The organism is Reyranella aquatilis (assembly GCF_020880995.1).
In the GTDB taxonomy this organism is placed as follows: domain Bacteria; phylum Pseudomonadota; class Alphaproteobacteria; order Reyranellales; family Reyranellaceae; genus Reyranella; species Reyranella aquatilis.
Map to the genome: position 1 here is coordinate 212,124 of NZ_JAJISD010000008.1, position 12,481 is coordinate 224,604.

A 12,481-nucleotide genomic window follows, 5' to 3' on the forward strand; every position below is an offset into this window, starting at 1 on the left:
AGAGAGACATGGCAGGCAATCGACAGGCAGCGAGGCTGCGCGACCTCCTGGCCCGGGGCGAGTTCATCCTGGCACCGGGCATCTACGACGGCATTTCCGCGCGCGTCGCCGACCGTATGGGTTTCCCGGCACTCTACATGACCGGCTATGGCGCGACGGCGTCGATGCTCGGCCTGCCCGACGCAGGCCTCGCGACCTATTCCGACATGCTCGGACGGGCGGAAATGATCTGCTCCGTGATCGAGACGCCGCTGATAGCCGACGCCGACACGGGCTATGGCGGCCTGCTGAACGTGCAGCGCACGATCCGCGGCTACGAGGCGGCGGGCGTCGCGGCGATCCAGATCGAGGATCAGGAGATGCCCAAGAAGTGCGGCCATACCCCGGGCCGGCGCGTCGTTCCGGCCGAGGAGATGGCGGTCAAGCTCCGCGTGGCCGCGGACGCCCGGCGGCACGAGGAGACACTGATCGTGGCCCGCACCGATGCGCGCACCGCGCTTGGCCTCGACGAGGCGCTGCGCCGCGCCAGGCTCTACGAGGAGGCCGGTGCCGACATCATCTTCGTCGAATCGCCCGAGAGTGAGGCCGAACTCGAGCGCATCGGAAGGGAAGTGAGCAAGCCGCTGCTCGCCAACATGGTCGAATTCGGCAAGACGCCCCGCGCCGAGGTTGACCGGCTGAAGAAGTGGGGCTTCGACCTCGCGATCTACCCGGTGCTCGGACTCACCGTGGCTGCGGAGGCGATGCGCCAGTCATTCGCGCACCTGAAGGAGGCTGGGACCAGCGTCGGCGACCCGGCACCGCAGTACGACGATATCCATGGGCTCATGGGGTTCGGCGAGGTCTGGGACTTCGAGAAGCGCTGGGCGACATGAACGGCAGGCAGTTCCTCGAGATGCTGTCGCGGCTGCCGCCGCGCGTCTGGATCCAGGCGATCCTCGGGCTGATCGGCTTCGTCGTGCTGGCGGTGCTGGGCTTCGCCGTGATCGCGGGCGTGGCCGCCGTCCTGCTCGTGCTGCTGCTCGCCTTCAGGGCCAAGCGCTGGATCCTCAGCTTCTTCCGCCGCGACGTGGAGCCCACACCGCCGGCGCGCCCTCATCACGACGGCAAGATCACCGACGTCCAGTTCGAGATCGTGGATCGCACGAACGACCGCACGCCGCGGCCGTAGGGTTTTTCTGTCATCCTGAGCGTAGCGAAGGATTTGGCATTTTCTACGCAGTTCTTCGGTCGTTCCGCGAGGTCCTTCGCTTCGCTCAGGACGACAGGTCAAACCCTGACGATCTTTCCCGGGTTCATCAGGTTCTGCGGATCGAGCGCACGCTTGATGGTGCGCATCGTGTCGATCTCGACCTTGCTGCGATAGTGAGCGAGCTCGTCGACCTTGAGCAGGCCGATCCCGTGCTCGGCCGAAATCGAACCGCCGTAGCTCACCACCAGGTCATAGACCGCCGCGTTCACCGCGTGGGCGTGCGGCAGGAAGCGCGCCTTGTCCCAGCCGGCGGGTGCCTGGCAGTTGAAGTGGAGGTTGCCGTCGCCGACATGGCCGAACGTGACCGGGCGGCACTCGGGAAGCGCCTTGCGCATCGCCGCCAGACCCTCGGTGACAAAGGCGGGAATCTTGCTCACCGCGACGGAGATGTCGTGCTTCACGGACGGGCCTTCCTTCTTGGAGGCCTCCGTGTGGTTTTCGCGCAGGGCCCAGAGGGCACGTGCCTGCGTCTCGTTCTGGGCGATGGTCGCGTCGAGCACGAGACCCTGTTCCATGGCCTCGCCGAGATAGGCTTCCATCTTCTCGCGCAGGCCTCCGGCGTTCGCGCCCTCGCGGCGGGCCCGCGTCGAGGACCATTCGAACAGCACGTACCAGTCGTGCCGCCCGGACAAGGGATCGGTGGCGCCGGGAATGTGCTGCAGCACGAGGTCGATCCCCTGGCGGCCCATCAACTCGCAAGAGGTGACGTTGTCCTCGGAGGCGGCATGGGCGCCGCTCAGCAGTGCCACGGCGGCCTCGGGCGAAGGGACCGCGACCCAAGCGGTGGCCACGTCCTTGGGCTTGGGCCAAAGCTTCAGCACCGCGCGGGTGATGATGCCCAGTGTGCCTTCGGCGCCGAGATAGAGATCGCGCAGGTCGTAGCCGGTATTGTCCTTCTTGAGCGCCCGCAGCCCGTTCCAGATCTCGCCTTGCGGCGTCACGACCTCGAGGCCCAGCACCAGCTGGCGGGCGTTGCCGTAGTGCAGGACCTGCACGCCGCCGGCATTGGTCGAGAGGTTTCCGCCGATCGAGCAGCTGCCTTCGGCGGCCAGCGACAGGGGGAACAGCCGGTCGTGCGCCGCCGCCGTTTCCTGGATCGTCTTCAGGATGACGCCGGCCTCGACCGTCATCGTGTAGCCGATCGGATCGATGTCGGTGATGCGCGTCATGCGGTTGAGCGACAGGACGATCTCGCGGCCCTTCTCCTGCGGGATGCCGCCGCCGACGAGCCCGGTGTTGCCACCCTGTGGCACCACCGAGACCTTCTCGGCCGCGCACAGCCGCACCACGTCCGCGACTTCCCGGGTGTTGGCGGGTCGCACCACGGCGAGGGCGTTGCCCACGAAACTCTCGCGCCAGTCCGTGACGTAGGGATGCTTGCCCTGCTCGTCGGTGATCAGTCCCTTGTCGCCGACGATGGCGCGCAGTTTCTCGACGAAGTCGCTCATCAGATACGCAGTACCTTGCCGGGGTTCATGATGTTCTTCGGGTCGAGCGCTCGTTTGATGGTGCGCATCGTGTCGAGCTCGATTCGCGAGCGGTAATGAGAGAGTTCGTCGAGCTTGTCGATGCCGATGCCGTGCTCGGCCGAGATCGACCCGTCGAGGCTCGTGACCAGGTCGTTCACCGCACGCGTGATGGCAGGCGAGTACTGCTTTAGCGTCTCGCGGTCCATGCCCTTCGGTCCCATGAACGAGAAATGGATGTTGCCGTCGCCGATATGGCCGAGCGGATAGGGACGGATGCTGGGCAGGATGTCGAGTGCCGCCTTGAGGCCGCGCTCGATGAACTCCGGCACCTTCGAGATCGAGACCGAGATGTCGTAGCTGAGGCCCGGCCCCTCGGCGCGCGACGCAGGAGCGACCGATTCGCGGATCACCCACATGTTGCGCGCCTGCGCCTCACTCTGGGCGATGACGGCGTCGATCACGCGGCCGGCTTCCATCTGGTCGGCGAGGAACTGCTCCATCTTCTCGGCCATGCCCTCGGCGCCCTCGGCCTTGGGACGCGCCGACGTCCATTCGAGCAGCAGGAACCATTCCGTGTCCGCCTTCAACGGATCCTGCGTCCCGGGGATGTTGCGCAGGACCATGTCGGTGCAGGTGCGGCTCATCAGCTCGCACGAGCCGACGTTGTCCTCGGACGCCCCGTGCGCCTCCGACAGGATCTCGATGGCGGCTTGCGGGTCGCGGATGGCGAGCCAGGCGGTGGCCACGTCCTTGGCGGCCGGCCACAGCTTCAGCACCGCCTTGGTGATGATGCCGAGCGTGCCTTCGGCGCCCATGAACAGGTGCTTGAGGTCGTAGCCGGTATTGTCCTTCTTGAGCGCCCGCAGGCCGTTCCAGATGTCGCCGTTGGGCAGCACCACTTCGAGCCCCATGACGAGGTTGCGGGCGTTGCCGTAGCGCAGCACCTGCACGCCGCCGGCATTGGTCGACAGGTTGCCCCCGATCATGCAGGAGCCCTGGGCCCCGAGGAACAGTGGGAAGAACCGGTCGTGGCTGGCCGCCGTCTCCTGCAGCGTCTGCAGCACGCAGCCGGCTTCGACGGTCATCGAGTAGCCGACCGGATCGACGTTCAGCACCTTGTTCATGCGGCCGACCGACAGGACGATGCCGGTATGCGAAGGCCAGGGCGTTGCACCGCCCATGAGCCCTGTATTGCCGGCCTGCGGCACGATGGCGATGCCGTTGTCGTGGCAGAGCTTCACCACCTTCGAGACTTCCTCGACGTTGGCTGGCCGCACGACCACGGCGGCATTGCCGACGATCGAGCCGCGCCAGTCGGTGACGAAGGGCTGCTTGCCCTGATCGTCAGCGATCAAGCCCTTGTCGCCGACGATGGCGCGCAGGCTTTCGAGGATCGCGGGCGTGACGGGAGCCGTCGGGATGGTCGGGGGAAGGGCGGTATCGGGCATTGTTTCCTCGAGCTTTTGCAGCAGACTAGCGTTGCCTGTCGGAGCCGTCATCCGCGGCGGCGCGGCGGAGCCTGTCGTTGATCGCAAGGCCGAGCCCGGTTTGCGGAATGGGTGCGACGGCGATGCGACCGATGCCGGGCCGGTCGAGCGACCGCATCATCGCAAACAGGTTGGCGGCGGCCTCGCCGAGATTGCCGGTGGGGCTCAGGTTCAGCGTCAGCATCGCGCCCGCAGGCACGGTTTCGCCGAACGCCAGCAGGCCCTCGTCGGGCGTGACGGACGTCGCCTCCAGTCGAACGGGACGCGACGGCGCGTAGTGGCTGTGCAGCTGACCCGGCGACTTGCGGGCCGCGTCGCCGCTCGGGATGGCGTCGCTGAGCGCGATCGGCCCGATCACGGCTTCGATCGCCTCGCGTGTCGCTCCCCCGGGCCGCAGCAGCGTGGGCCTGGGCGCGGTGAGGTCGAGGACGGTCGATTCGACGCCGACGAGGCAGGGGCCGCCATCGAGGATCATCGGTGCGCGCGCGCCCAGCGATTGTGCGACATGCTCCGGCCGAGTCGGGCTCACTTCGCCGCTGCGGTTGGCGGAGGGCGCGGCGATCGGCCGGCCGGTCGCCCGGATCAGCGCCTGTGCTACGGGATGCGAAGGCGCGCGAATGGCGACCGTATCGAGCCCGGCGGTCGCGAGGAGGGCGATGGTCGAACTCTCGGCCCGCGGCAGGACCAGGGTGAGGGGCCCCGGCCAGAATCGGGCCGCAAGCTTTTCCGCCATGTCGTTCCAGCGCACGAAGACCCGCGCGCCGGTGGCATCGAGCACATGGCTGATCAGGGGATTGAACTGCGGGCGCCCCTTGGCCTCGAAGATCGCGGCCACCGCGCGTTCGTCGGTCGCGTCGCCGCCCAGCCCGTAGACGGTCTCGGTCGGAAACGCGACGAGGCCTCCTGCGCGCAGCGTTTCCGCCGCTTGCGCTATGGACTGCGCCGTGGCCTCGACCACGCTCATCGCGCCGCCAGGCTGCGGGCGATGAAGTGCGGATTGGAGAAGCGCGGCTTGCCGTAGAGCAGGGGACGGTCGTCGGTGGTGACGACCTCGCCGCCCGCCGCCTCGAGCACGCCCTGCGCCGCCGCGGTGTCCCACTCGTTGGTCGGCCCGAAGCGCGGATAGATGTCGGCCTTGCCCTCCGCGATCAGGCAAAACTTAAGCGACGATCCCGCCTGGACGCGGTCGGCCACGGTGAGGTTGTTGTTGCGGAACCAGATGTCGAGATCGCTGTAGATCGCATGGCTGCGGCTGGCACAGGCCGTCAGGCCCTCGCTCGGCGGCGTGCGCGTGCGGATCGGTGTGAAGGCGCCACTGCCTTCGCGCTTGTCGGCGCCCAGCCCTCTGGCCCCTCGCCACAGGGTGTCGGTGGCAGGTGCCAGGACGATGCCGAGGATCGGGCGGGCATCCTCGATCAGCGCGATGTTCACCGTGAACTCGCCGTTCCTCTTGATGAACTCCTTGGTGCCGTCGAGTGGATCGACCAGCCAGAAGGGCTGACCGTCCCGCAGCGTCGGGACGCGGCCGGCTGCCATTTCCTCCTCGGCGATGATCACGGTCTCGGGCGTGAGCCGGCGCAGGCCGGCCAGGATGACCGCCTCGGCCGCATGGTCCGCGTCGGTGACGGGGCTCTTGTCGGCTTTGTCGCGGGCGCCGAGGTCACCGGCATAGATGCGCATGATCTCACGCGCCGCCTCTTCGGCAATGGTCGTGCAGGCGTCGCGAAGAGCGGTGATGGAGGGGAGGGCGCTGGTCATGGGCGGCCCTTATAGACGTTGCCGGCTTCACCTTGACACCAAACTTCGTCGATTCGATTATTGTGGAACAGCGTTCCATTATTTAGAACAAAGGAAGGAAACATGCCCGTCAAGGTGATCGGAATGATCGGCGTGGCGCCGCCCCAGGGGACCGCCCTCCACGTGATCGCGGGTGGCATCTCCCCGACCTTCCTCCGCGAGTTCTCGCAGGCCCACGAGGCCGCCGGCTTCGACTACGTGCTGGTCGGCTACTACGCCTCGTCAGCGGAAGGCTTCAACGTCGCGAGCTACGCGGCCTGTCAGACCAAGACGCTGTCGTTCCTGATCGCCCATCGGCCGGGCGTCGTGTCGCCGACCCTTGCGGCCCGGGCCGCCGCGACCCTCGACCAGCTTTCCGGTGGCCGCCTCGCGTTGCACATCATCGTTGGCAACAGCGACGCGGACCAGCAGCGCGAGGGCGACTTCTCGCCCAAGGAAGAGCGCTACGTGCGCGCCGCCGAGTATCTCGACGTCATGCGCAAGGTCTGGACGTCCACGAAGCCGTTCGACTACGAGGGCAAGTTCTACCGCTTCCGGGACGTCTTCTCCGAGGCGCGGCCTTTCCAGCAGCCGCATCCGCCGCTGTTCTTCGGCGGCTCGTCCCCCGGGGCGATGGAAATGGGGGCGCAGCATTGCGATGCCTTCGCGATGTTCGGCGAACCGCTCGCCGAGACGGCCGAGCGCATCGCGGAGTTTCGTCGCATGACCCAGCCTTTCGGCCGTACGCCTCGCTTCAACGTCTCGTTCCGCCCGATCGTCGCGGAGACCGAGGGCAAGGCGTGGGACAAGGCGAAGAAGATCCTTGAGGACCTGAAGTCGAGCGGCACGATGCCGACCAAGGCGCAGGACAAGTCGGCCGAGCGACTGGTCGAGCTGGCCAGGCGCGGCGACGTGCACGACGAGCGTCTGTGGATGCCGGTCGCGGGTGCCGCCGCCGGCAAGGGCAACACCTCGTGCCTCGTCGGCACGCCGGAGCAGGTCGCCGCGGCGATGCTCAAGTACTACCGGCTGGGCGTGGCTTCCTTCCTAATCCGGGGCTTCGACCCGCTGGGCGACGTCACCGATTTCGGCCGCGAGTTGATCCCGAGGCTGAAGGCGGGCGCGCTCGACATTGATCGCGAACTCGCGGCGGCGGCCTAGGCCCGCCGGAAACTTCAAGAAGAATACGAACGGTCAAGCAGGAGGAAATGTGTTCAGGAAGCAGTTTTGCGTTGCCCTCGCGGGCGCCTTCGCCCTTTCCCTGGGCTTGGCAGGGACGGCGTCGGCGCAGTCGTATCCGGACAAGCCGATCAAGCTGATCGTGCCCTATCCGCCGGGAGCGACCAACGACCTGCTGGCGCGTGTGCTGGCCGAACCGCTGGCGAAGGAACTGGGCCAGCCGGTGATCGTCGACAACAAGGGCGGTGCGGCCACCGCGATTGGCGCTACGGCGGCCGCCAATGCACCGGCCGACGGCTACACCATGCTGCTGGGCACCGGCACGACCTACACGCTCAACCCGCTGCTCAAGAAGGGACTGGCCTACGACACGGACCGCGACTTCCGGATGGTGTCGATCATCGCCGAGGTACCGGTGGTGTTCATCGTCAATCCGAAGTTTCCGGCGAAGACCCTGTCGGAGTTCGTGGCCTATGCGAAGGCCAACCCGGGCAAGGTGAACTACTCCTCGTCGGGACTCGGCTCTTCGCTGCATCTCGCTGCTGAACTGTTTGCCCAGCGTGCCGGCATCAAGATGACGCACGTGCCCTATCCGGGCAGTGCCGGCGCGATGCGCGCTCTCCTCTCGGACGAAGTGCAGATGTTCTCGGAAGTGATCTCCGGCGCGCTGCCGCAGATCGACCAGAAGGCCGTGGTGCCGCTCGCGATCACCAGCGCCAAGCGCCTGGCCGTCGCGCCGTCGATCCCGACCGTTGCCGAAAGCGGCTATCCCGGATTCGAGGCGCTGGGCTGGTACGCCCTGGCGGTGCCCAAGGCGACGCCGGCGCCGGTGGTCGCGCGCATCGAGACCGCGATCAACAGGATCCTGGCCTCCGGCGCCCTGCAGGCGCGGTTCGAGCCGCTGGCGATCGTCATCCCGGGACCGCAGCAACCGGGCTCGGCCGATGCCTACATGGCGAAGGATCGAGCCCTCTGGGAGCCCCTGGTGCGCGCCCTGAACATCACGCTCGACTGACGGGACGGGGCGGCGGGGAAGTTCGAATGGACACGACGGTCGTCAAGGCGCTGACGGTTCTGGAAGCCTTGGCCGCCAGCAGGACGCCGCTGGGCGTCACCGAGCTGGCGACCCGGCTCGGCCTGTCGAAGAGCAACGTCCACCGCCTGCTGCAGACACTGGCAAGCCGAGGCTACGTCGCCCCGGTGGAGCATCGATACACGGTCACCACGAAACTGTGGGAACTGGGCGCGCAGATCGTCAGCCGGCTGGATGTCGCCCAGGTCGCGACACCGGTGATGCAGCGCCTGGTTGCCGAAGTCGACGAGACGGCACATCTGTCGATCCTCGACATGACGGCCTGCGAGGTCGTCTCGATTCACAACGTCGAGAGCACCCAGCCGGTGCGCGCCTACTCGCGCATCGGCCAGCGTACGCCGGCGCACTGCGTCGCGACCGGCAAGGCGCTGCTTTCGGTCCAGCCGCCCGAGGCGCTCCGGGCATTGCCGGAAGAACTGCCGCGATTCACGCCGCATACGCTCTGGCAGCGCGACGCATTGCTGGCGGCGCTGGAGAAGATCCGCGCCGATGGCTACTCGACGAATGTCGGCGAGTGGCGCGAGCAGGTGGGCGGCGCGGCGGCCGTGGTCCGCGACCATGGCGGCCGGCCCGTGGCCGCTCTCGGCCTGACGGTGCCGGTGGAGCGGCTCGAGCCCGAGGTGATGAGCCGCTACATCCCACGGCTGATCGCGGCGGCCAGCGAGATCTCGCGCCTGCTGGGCGCGCCTTCGCGCTGACCTACTTCGTCAGGACACGGCCGGCAACGGCGTCGAGCTTTGCCACCATCTCGGGCGACCGGACAGTCGGCGAGGTGATGAGCGCATGTTCCAGGGCGCGGTCGCAGCCGGCTGGGCAAACGTCCGGTCGCGATGCCTTCAGGCGCGGCGCGATCATGGCGACCAGTGCCTTGGCCTTCTCGGCATTCTCGAGCAGTACGCGGACGATGTCGGCGACCTGCACATGGTCGTGGTCGGGATGCCAGCAGTCGAAGTCCGTGACCATGGCGACGGTCACGTAGCAAATCTCCGCTTCGCGGGCGAGCTTGGCCTCCGGCATGTTGGTCATGCCGATCACGTCGCAGCCCCAGCTCCGGTACAGGCGCGATTCGGCCAGGCTCGAGAATTGCGGTCCTTCCATCGCGATGTATGTGCCGCCCATGCGGACCGGGAACCCGGCCTTCTGCGCACAGTCGAAAGCGATCTCCGCGAGACGATTGCAGGTCGGTTGGGCCATCGACACGTGAGCGACAAGGCCCTCGCCGAAGAAGCTCTTCTCGCGGGCGAAGGTGCGGTCGATGAACTGGTCGACGACCACGAAATGACCCGGCGGCAGGTCCTCGCGCAGCGAGCCGCAGGCCGACAATGACAGGATATCGGTGACGCCGCTGCGCTTTAGCGCGTCGATGTTGGCGCGGTAGTTGATCGAGGTCGGCGAATGGCGATGGCCGCGGCCGTGGCGCGGCACGAAGATGACGTCGAGCCCGTCCAGCACGCCGAACAGGAACTCGTCGGAGGTCTCGCCGAATGGGGAGGCAACCTTGCGCCACTCCGCGTTCTTGAGGCCGGCCATGTCGTAGACGCCGCTGCCGCCCAGAATACCCAACACCGTCATATGCTTCTCCTGGTTGGCGGTGGTGTATCATTCCCGCTGGGCAAAAGGGAGACATCCATGGGCAGGCTCGACGGCAAGATCACCATCGTGACGGGCGCGACCAGCGGCATCGGGCGGCGCACCGTCGAGCTGTTCGTCCAGGAGGGCGCCAGGGTCGTCGCCACCGGACGGCGCGAGGAGCTGGGGCGGTCGCTCGAAGCGGCGCTGGGCAAGGACAAGTGCCTCTTCGTGACCGCCGACGCGACGAACGAAGCCGACGTGAAGCGCATGTTTGACGCCTGCCTCGCTAAGTGGGGGCGGGTCGACTGCCTGTTCAACAATGCCGGTGGGCCCGCGCCGGTCGGCGGCATCGAGACGGTGCCGGTCGACGGGTTCGACGCGGCAATGGCGACGCTGGTGCGCTCCGTGATGCTCGGCATGAAGCACGCCGCGCCCCTCATGATGAAACAGGGATCGGGCAGCATCATCAACAACGGCAGCGTCGCGGGACGCCGGGCGGGCTACTCGACCTCGATGATCTACAGCGCGGCCAAGGCCGCCGTGAACCATCTCACCGTGTGCGTTGCCATGCAGCTCGGCGAGAAGAATGTACGGGTGAACTCGATCTCGCCCGGCGGCATCGCCACCGGCATCTTCGCCAAGGCGCTGGGGCTGCCGCCCGACAAGGCCGATTCTTATGCTGAGGCGATGAAGGCCGGCATGGCAAAAGCCCAGCCGATCCCGCGCGCCGGCATCGTGGATGACATCGCGAAGGCCGCCATCTTCCTGGCCTCGGACGATTCGACCTTCATCAACGGCCACGACCTTGTCGTCGATGGTGGCATGGTCGGCGGGCGGCTATGGACGCCGCACCAGGAAGGCGTGAAGGCGATGCGCCAGGCCTTCGGGGTCGACGAGGTCTGAGATGGCTTGTCTCTCCGGCAAGGTCGCGCTGGTTACGGGCGCCTCTCGCGGCATCGGCCGGGCGGTGGCGCTTTCCCTGGCCCGCGAAGGCGCGGCCGTCGCCGTGAACTATCGCGAGCGCGCCGCCGATGCGGATGAGGTGGTTGCCGCCATCCGCACGGCCGGCGGCAAGGCGATGGCAGTTGCCGCCGATGTGTCCGACAGCGCCGCTGTTGTAAACATGATCGCGGCAGTGGAGCGCGAGCTCGGGCTGATCGACGTGCTGGTGAACAATGCCGGCCTCGCGATCATGACCGGTATCGACGATCTCACCGAGGAGGAGTTCGACCGCACCATCGCGGTCAACCTGAAGTCGGCCTTTCTTTGCACCCGGGCGGTCCTGCCGGGCATGCGGACCCGGAAGTGGGGCCGCATCGTCAACATCTCGTCCGGCGCGGCCCGTGGCGCGGGCGGCATCGGTCCGCACTACAATGCGTCCAAGGCCGGCATGGAGGGGCTGACGCGGGGCTACGCCGCACGGGTCGTGAAGGACGGTGTTACCGTCAACGCCGTGGCGCCCTCGCTGATCGAGACCGACATGGTGCGCGGCGGCCTCGCCTCGTCGCCCGACCGCATCCCGCTTGGCCGATTCGGCACCTCGGAGGAATGCGCCCAGGCGGTCCTGATGGTGATCGGCAACGCCTACATGACCGGCCAGACCGTGGCGCTGAGCGGCGGCCTGTCCTTTCTCTAGTTCACGTCTTCGGCTCCACATGCCCGCCAAAGGCGTGGCGCATGGCGGACAGGAGCTTGTTGGCGGTGCCCTCGCGGTCACGCGATCGGAAGCGGGCGTAGAGGGCGGCCGACAGCACGTCGGCCGGCACGGCTTCCTCGATGGCGGCGTTGATGGTCCAGCGGCCTTCGCCCGAATCCTCGACGAAGCCGGAATACTTCGCGAGGGCCGGATCCTCGGCCAGCGCGGCGGAGGTGAGGTCGAGCAGCCAGGAGCTCACGACGCTGCCGCGCCGCCAGACCTCGGCGATATCGGCCAGGTCGAGATCGTAGCGCCGCTCCTCGGGCACCGCTTCGGACGAGACCTTGCGCAGGATCTCGAAGCCTTCTGCATAGGCCTGCATCAGCCCGTACTCGATGCCGTTGTGCACCATCTTGACGAAATGGCCGGAGCCGCTCGGGCCGCAATGGAGGTAGCCGCGCTCGACGCGGGGATCGCGCGTTTCGCGGCGCGGCGTCCGGGCGATCGTGCCTTCGCCGGGGCTGAGGGCGGCGAAGATCGGATCGAGCCGCTCGACCGCCTCCTTGTCGCCGCCGATCATCAGGCAGTAGCCGCGTTCGAGGCCCCAGACGCCGCCGCTGGTGCCGCAGTCGAGATAGTGTATGCCCTTCGCCTTCATCTCGCGGGCGCGACGGACATCGTCCTGGAAGAAGGCATTGCCGCCATCGATGATCGTGTCGCCGGGCGCGAGCAGCCGGCCGAGTTCCGCGACCGTCGCCTCCGTGATCTCGCCGGCGGGTAGCATGACCCAGGCGTGGCGCGGCTGGCCGAGCTTGCCGACCAGATCGGCAAGGTTCGCCGCGCCGACGACGTTCTGTCCCACGAGACCCGCGACCGTCTCGGGATTCTGGTCGAACACGACGCAGTCGTGTCCGTGCCGGACGAGCCGGCGCACGAGGTTGGCGCCCATCCGTCCCAGGCCGATCATCCCGAGCTGCATTCTTTTCTCCCGTTCGTTTCCTGATCCCGCCTGCATGA

The 12,481-nt window shown here is 67.5% G+C and carries 13 protein-coding genes; 7 read left to right on the forward strand and 6 right to left on the reverse strand.

All coding sequences use genetic code 11. The annotated features are described in order from the left end of the window. Positions 1-8 precede the first annotated feature (8 nt). Entirely contained in the window at positions 9-875 is an 867-nt protein-coding gene (locus tag LJ725_RS19240; RefSeq protein WP_230552276.1) for an isocitrate lyase/PEP mutase family protein, read from the forward strand. Continuing rightward, the gene (locus tag LJ725_RS19245; protein ID WP_230552277.1) at positions 872-1,171 is read left to right on the forward strand and encodes a hypothetical protein; all 300 of its coding nucleotides are present in this window, start codon (positions 872-874) and stop codon (positions 1,169-1,171) included. The genes LJ725_RS19240 and LJ725_RS19245 overlap by 4 nt, the downstream gene beginning before the upstream one ends. 98 nt (positions 1,172-1,269) lie before the next feature. On the opposite strand, the gene LJ725_RS19250 is transcribed toward LJ725_RS19245, so the two are convergent. Genes LJ725_RS19250 through cysQ form a run of 4 tightly spaced genes read right to left on the reverse strand, consistent with a single transcriptional unit; the run spans position 1,270 to position 5,966 of the window. Continuing rightward, the gene (locus tag LJ725_RS19250) at positions 1,270-2,700 is read right to left on the reverse strand and encodes an FAD-binding oxidoreductase (RefSeq protein ID WP_230552279.1); all 1,431 of its coding nucleotides are present in this window, start codon (positions 2,698-2,700) and stop codon (positions 1,270-1,272) included. Then, on the reverse strand, positions 2,700-4,169 hold the full coding sequence (locus LJ725_RS19255) for an FAD-binding oxidoreductase (RefSeq protein WP_230552280.1): 1,470 nt from the start codon (positions 4,167-4,169) through the stop codon (positions 2,700-2,702). Before LJ725_RS19255 ends, LJ725_RS19250 begins: the two co-directional genes overlap by 1 nt. Before the next feature lie 25 nt (positions 4,170-4,194). Beyond that, positions 4,195-5,172, reverse strand: coding sequence for an L-threonylcarbamoyladenylate synthase (locus LJ725_RS19260; protein ID WP_230552282.1), 978 nt, complete (start codon positions 5,170-5,172; stop codon positions 4,195-4,197). Then, on the reverse strand, positions 5,169-5,966 hold the full coding sequence (cysQ, locus tag LJ725_RS19265) for a 3'(2'),5'-bisphosphate nucleotidase CysQ (protein ID WP_230552283.1): 798 nt from the start codon (positions 5,964-5,966) through the stop codon (positions 5,169-5,171). Before cysQ ends, LJ725_RS19260 begins: the two co-directional genes overlap by 4 nt. A 102-nt stretch (positions 5,967-6,068) precedes the next feature. Here cysQ and LJ725_RS19270 point away from each other — a divergent pair, with 102 nt between their 5' ends. Genes LJ725_RS19270 through LJ725_RS19280 form a run of 3 tightly spaced genes read left to right on the forward strand, consistent with a single transcriptional unit; the run spans position 6,069 to position 8,954 of the window. After that, positions 6,069-7,145, forward strand: coding sequence for an LLM class flavin-dependent oxidoreductase (locus tag LJ725_RS19270; protein WP_230552285.1), 1,077 nt, complete (start codon positions 6,069-6,071; stop codon positions 7,143-7,145). 49 nt (positions 7,146-7,194) lie between these two features. Further along, on the forward strand, positions 7,195-8,178 hold the full coding sequence (locus LJ725_RS19275) for a Bug family tripartite tricarboxylate transporter substrate binding protein (protein ID WP_230552286.1): 984 nt from the start codon (positions 7,195-7,197) through the stop codon (positions 8,176-8,178). Between the two features lie 26 nt (positions 8,179-8,204). Continuing rightward, complete coding sequence (locus LJ725_RS19280) at positions 8,205-8,954, forward strand: IclR family transcriptional regulator (protein WP_230552288.1); 750 nt, start codon at positions 8,205-8,207, stop codon at positions 8,952-8,954. 1 nt (position 8,955) lies between these two features. On the opposite strand, the gene LJ725_RS19285 is transcribed toward LJ725_RS19280, so the two are convergent. Then, positions 8,956-9,828 (reverse strand): S-methyl-5'-thioadenosine phosphorylase, encoded by an 873-nt coding sequence (locus LJ725_RS19285; RefSeq protein WP_230552290.1) that lies wholly within the window; start codon positions 9,826-9,828, stop codon positions 8,956-8,958. A 57-nt stretch (positions 9,829-9,885) separates the two neighbouring features. On the opposite strand from LJ725_RS19285, the gene LJ725_RS19290 reads away from it, so the two are divergent. After that, the gene (locus LJ725_RS19290) at positions 9,886-10,731 is read left to right on the forward strand and encodes an SDR family NAD(P)-dependent oxidoreductase (RefSeq protein ID WP_230552292.1); all 846 of its coding nucleotides are present in this window, start codon (positions 9,886-9,888) and stop codon (positions 10,729-10,731) included. A gap of 1 nt (position 10,732) precedes the next feature. Then, complete coding sequence (locus LJ725_RS19295; protein ID WP_230552294.1) at positions 10,733-11,464, forward strand: SDR family NAD(P)-dependent oxidoreductase; 732 nt, start codon at positions 10,733-10,735, stop codon at positions 11,462-11,464. A 1-nt stretch (position 11,465) separates the two neighbouring features. On the opposite strand, the gene gnd is transcribed toward LJ725_RS19295, so the two are convergent. Continuing rightward, on the reverse strand, positions 11,466-12,443 hold the full coding sequence (gene gnd, locus LJ725_RS19300) for a phosphogluconate dehydrogenase (NAD(+)-dependent, decarboxylating) (RefSeq protein WP_230552297.1): 978 nt from the start codon (positions 12,441-12,443) through the stop codon (positions 11,466-11,468). Positions 12,444-12,481 lie beyond the last annotated feature (38 nt).

Bases quoted from the DNA above. Each gene is read 5' to 3' on its own strand.
- LJ725_RS19240 (WP_230552276.1), top strand. From the start codon at position 9: ATGGCAGGCAATCGACAGGCAGCGAGGCTGCGCGACCTCCTGGCCCGG.
- LJ725_RS19280 (WP_230552288.1), top strand. From the start codon at position 8,205: ATGGACACGACGGTCGTCAAGGCGCTGACGGTTCTGGAAGCCTTGGCC.
- LJ725_RS19260 (WP_230552282.1), bottom strand. From the start codon at position 5,172: ATGAGCGTGGTCGAGGCCACGGCGCAGTCCATAGCGCAAGCGGCGGAA.
- cysQ (WP_230552283.1), bottom strand. From the start codon at position 5,966: ATGACCAGCGCCCTCCCCTCCATCACCGCTCTTCGCGACGCCTGCACG.
- LJ725_RS19295 (WP_230552294.1), top strand. From the start codon at position 10,733: ATGGCTTGTCTCTCCGGCAAGGTCGCGCTGGTTACGGGCGCCTCTCGC.
- LJ725_RS19285 (WP_230552290.1), bottom strand. From the start codon at position 9,828: ATGACGGTGTTGGGTATTCTGGGCGGCAGCGGCGTCTACGACATGGCC.
- LJ725_RS19255 (WP_230552280.1), bottom strand. From the start codon at position 4,169: ATGCCCGATACCGCCCTTCCCCCGACCATCCCGACGGCTCCCGTCACG.
- LJ725_RS19245 (WP_230552277.1), top strand. From the start codon at position 872: ATGAACGGCAGGCAGTTCCTCGAGATGCTGTCGCGGCTGCCGCCGCGC.
- LJ725_RS19290 (WP_230552292.1), top strand. From the start codon at position 9,886: ATGGGCAGGCTCGACGGCAAGATCACCATCGTGACGGGCGCGACCAGC.
- LJ725_RS19250 (WP_230552279.1), bottom strand. From the start codon at position 2,700: ATGAGCGACTTCGTCGAGAAACTGCGCGCCATCGTCGGCGACAAGGGA.
- gnd (WP_230552297.1), bottom strand. From the start codon at position 12,443: ATGCAGCTCGGGATGATCGGCCTGGGACGGATGGGCGCCAACCTCGTG.
- LJ725_RS19270 (WP_230552285.1), top strand. From the start codon at position 6,069: ATGCCCGTCAAGGTGATCGGAATGATCGGCGTGGCGCCGCCCCAGGGG.